General features: G+C 44.7%; 2 protein-coding genes and 2 pseudogenes. 2 read left to right on the forward strand and 2 right to left on the reverse strand.

All coding sequences use genetic code 11. From position 1 onward, the window contains the following. Positions 1-236, reverse strand: a pseudogene (locus ACLTD4_RS33355) (integrase); the annotation flags it as partial. A gap of 291 nt (positions 237-527) precedes the next feature. Between ACLTD4_RS33355 and ACLTD4_RS33360 the strand changes: the two are divergent. Then, the gene (locus ACLTD4_RS33360; RefSeq protein ID WP_022512864.1) at positions 528-1,799 is read left to right on the forward strand and encodes an IS110 family transposase; all 1,272 of its coding nucleotides are present in this window, start codon (positions 528-530) and stop codon (positions 1,797-1,799) included. Between the two features lie 132 nt (positions 1,800-1,931). On the opposite strand, the pseudogene ACLTD4_RS33365 reads toward ACLTD4_RS33360, so the two are convergent. After that, positions 1,932-2,767 (reverse strand): annotated as a pseudogene (locus ACLTD4_RS33365) (tyrosine-type recombinase/integrase). 572 nt (positions 2,768-3,339) lie between these two features. Between ACLTD4_RS33365 and ACLTD4_RS33370 the strand changes: the two are divergent. Then, positions 3,340-3,570: rod shape-determining protein (locus ACLTD4_RS33370; protein ID WP_412331952.1), on the forward strand; the 231-nt coding region annotated here is incomplete at its 3' end.

The following is a 3,570-nucleotide window of genomic DNA, read 5'->3' on the forward strand; positions in this document are numbered from 1 at the left end:
ATTACATACTGGTTAATGCCATAAATCCGGGTATTGACCGTATTCGGCTTATAATGCTCCATCAGCCATACCTTATACGCCTGCAGGTATTCCACCGTCACATCCTGGTACAGGGAGTGGTAATGGCGCACCGATGTCAGATAGGAGTCAATGGTATTTTCCGCGGAACCGCGTTTCTGGAGGAAATCACGGAAATACTCTAAGTTTGCCTGGAATTCGCAGGTATTATTCATCATTTTTGTCATTCCTTTCGCTTCGCTCAAGGCACAAACAAGTTATGAAAAAATGTTGTACCTCTCCACTATTTGATTTATAATCCCTGTAGGGAATAGCAATACACTACAGAGCACGGAAGGAGGAGTGGCGAATTTATTCCGACCCCGTATCATTATATGTGCCGTCATCCTTTCAAGCACAAACAAGTGGGACTTTGAGCCCGGACTCTTATCATTGGTAATAAACCATGTTTATTCAGTCACAGGATGACAGTCACTGTTGCTATTCCTTTTTATAAGGTGGTGATACTTATGATGAAGTTAAAATACCCCATCTGCTGTGGGCTTGACGTCCACAAAAATGTTATCGTTGCAACCATCGTAATCACTAACAGGGACGGAGTATCCGAATACAGGCAAAAATCCTTTTCAACCATCAACTCGGATATTCAAAAGTTTCACAACTGGCTTATCGAGAATAATTGTTATCACGTTTGTATGGAATCCACAGGAAAGTATTGGATTCCTATTTTTAATTATCTCGAAAAGGACATAGAGGTCTGCCTTACACATCCCAAATATGTCAAAGCTATCAAAGGCAAGAAAACGGACAAAAAGGATTCAAAATGGATTGCCGACCTCTACAAATTTGACCTTGTCAGATGTTCCTTTATCCCTCCCAAGGATTTCCGCCAGCTCCGGGAACTTGCCAGATACCGCTTTAAGCTGGTCTGCATGAAATCCTCTGAGAAGAACCGCATCCAGAACTGTATGACCGTTTCCAATGTCGGCATTGCCAGCGTGCTTTCTGACCCTTTCGGCAAAACAGCAACCGAAATCATGTCTTATCTGCTGGAGCATACCGCTGATTCCATTGACGAAAAGGCTGTCCGAAAACTGATAAAAAAAGGGGCCAAAGCCAAGTCTGATGAAATCATCGAAGCAATCAGAGGCTGCAACATTGAAACAGACCAGGCAAAAAAACTGGAACTGGCCCTTGGCCATCTGGAATATCTTGACGGTATGATTACCCAGACCGAAGTGGAACTCTATGTCCGTATCAAACCTTATTATGAGTTTGTGGAATTTGTCAGCACCATGCCCGGCATGACAGAGTTAAGTTCCACCATTGTTCTCGCAGAAACAGGCGTTGACATGAACATTTTTGATGATGCCAAACACCTCTGTTCCTGGTGTGGACTTTCTCCTTCCAACAATGAATCCGCAGGTAAGAAAAAATCTGTCCGAATTGCCAAAGCAGGCGCTTACTTGAAACCGATGATGGTACAGTGTGCCCTTGCCGCAATCAAAAACAAAAAGCAGCCTTATTTTGCAATCAAATATGGGCGAATCAAAAAGCGTCGTGGCCATAAGAAAGCAATCATTGCCATCGCAAGAATGATGATGGTCTGTATTTACCATATGGTCTCGGAAAAGAAACCTTTTACCCCTGCTGACTATGAGGAATTGATGAAGCCTCAAAACCATGTAGAGCGTGTTGTTCTGAATGAAAACAATGTTTTTGCCTATCTTGAAAGTCTTGGTTACGATAGTTCTAAGTTAGTGAAGCGCAACGATAACTAATCTTTATTCTATTGTCAAACAATCGCAAAATCAGGGGTTTTATGAACCCTTATATAAGTGCGCCCAAAAATCCACTTTATTTTTCACTCTTTGTCCTTCTATGGAATCCATGTCATTTTCCCTCCTTCCCAATCACCAGTCAACCACCTTATTAATGATCCGGTACTGCTCGCTGCTGCTGCGCCTCAGGTATATCCTGGTGGTCTCGATGCTTTCATGCCCCAGAAGGTCGGAAAGCAGGGTGATGTCGCCGCATTTTTCAATAAAATTCTTGGCAAACCTGTGCCTGAAGCTGTGGGGATACATGACCTCCGGGTCCAGATGGTAGCGGGCCGCAAACACCTTGAACTGGGCCCTTATGCCTGATGGGGAAAGGGGTGAACCGAAACGGTTCAGGAACAGGTGCCCGCTTTTGCGCCCGATGTGCAGGAACCATTGTTTGAATTCCCGGCCCAGCTGGCTGGGGACATAGATGCGCCTCATCTTGTTGCCCTTGGAATAAATATCCTTATGCCCCCTGTCAATGTCCTCAATCTGAAATGTAATCAGCTCGCTGACCCGCACCCCGGTTGCCGTTATCAGGCGCACAATGAAATAGTAGGTGAACTCCTCGTTTCAACCAGCTTCCGTTTCAGATATTCATAGTCGGCCTGGCTGATGATTTTGTCCAGATACGTCTTCTGCTGTATCTTAATCATGGTAATGGGAGTAATGGATGCCTGCCGGTATTCCATGAAACAATTAAGGGCGCGGATCCGCAGGTTCACGGTCTGGGGCTTATAATGCTCCAGGAGATAGACCTTGTAAAGCTGCAGGTTGCGCGGGGTGAGCTGCGGATAAAGATGGTAGAACTGTTCCACCGCATAGCGGTACACACAGATTGTATTCGGCGATTTGTTGTGCGCGGCCAGATACTTCTCAAACAGGTCCAGCGCATGGTTCGGCTGTAGTTTCGGTGTAGCTGTCATGTTTTAATCCTCCTCTTTAGTGGTTAAATTTTCCATTTTCAATAGTAATTTATATCTTCGGAAAATGTAAGAGGTGGGGGGATGGGTTGCAGATGAAAAGAAGGCGGATATTTTCCATTTGCCTCCGTCATGGCAGGGGACAGCAAAAAAGAACGCCTTTCTGTGTCGCCACAGCCAGCGTTCTTTTTTGTTTTTTTTGCATGGCCCGAGGCCAGCGTGGGAATGGTAGGTATATAAAAAGAAAATGTTATTAGGGGCCGGACGAATTGCTCGTCCGGTATGATATGAAAGCTTTGTGATTTCAAGTAATCACTTGAAACAAAGCCCTGTCCACCTCTCGGTGAACTTGATATAATCATAGCACACTGTGACAAAAATATGTCCGCATCATAAAAAACCTAAAGAAAATAAAACCCTTTGAAACTTTACAATATTGTATATAATAGAAGCAATGCTATAAAAGCAAAACAGAACAAGCAGCCAGATTTTAGGAGTAATAGAAGCAGCCGTTCCGGGAAAACAGGTTCCATAAGCCTGCGTGCCGGCATGGACAGCGAGGAGGAATTATCTATATGTTTTCGATGATGTCCAATGATATTGGAATTGATTTAGGGACAGCCAGCATCCTTGTATATATTAAGGGCAAGGGTGTCGTATTAAAGGAACCGTCCGTTGTGGCCATTGACCGTGACACCAACAAGATCATGGCAATCGGCGAAGAGGCACGTCTCATGATTGGACGTACCCCGGGCAACATTGTTGCCGTGCGCCCTCTGCGCCAGGGCGTTATTTCAGATTATACC

The sequence above is a fragment of the Hungatella sp. genome, assembly GCF_046966825.1.

What these genes read in the sequence shown, in the direction of transcription:
- ACLTD4_RS33360 (WP_022512864.1), top strand. Translation starts at nt 528, where the DNA reads ATGATGAAGTTAAAATACCCCATCTGCTGTGGGCTTGACGTCCACAAA.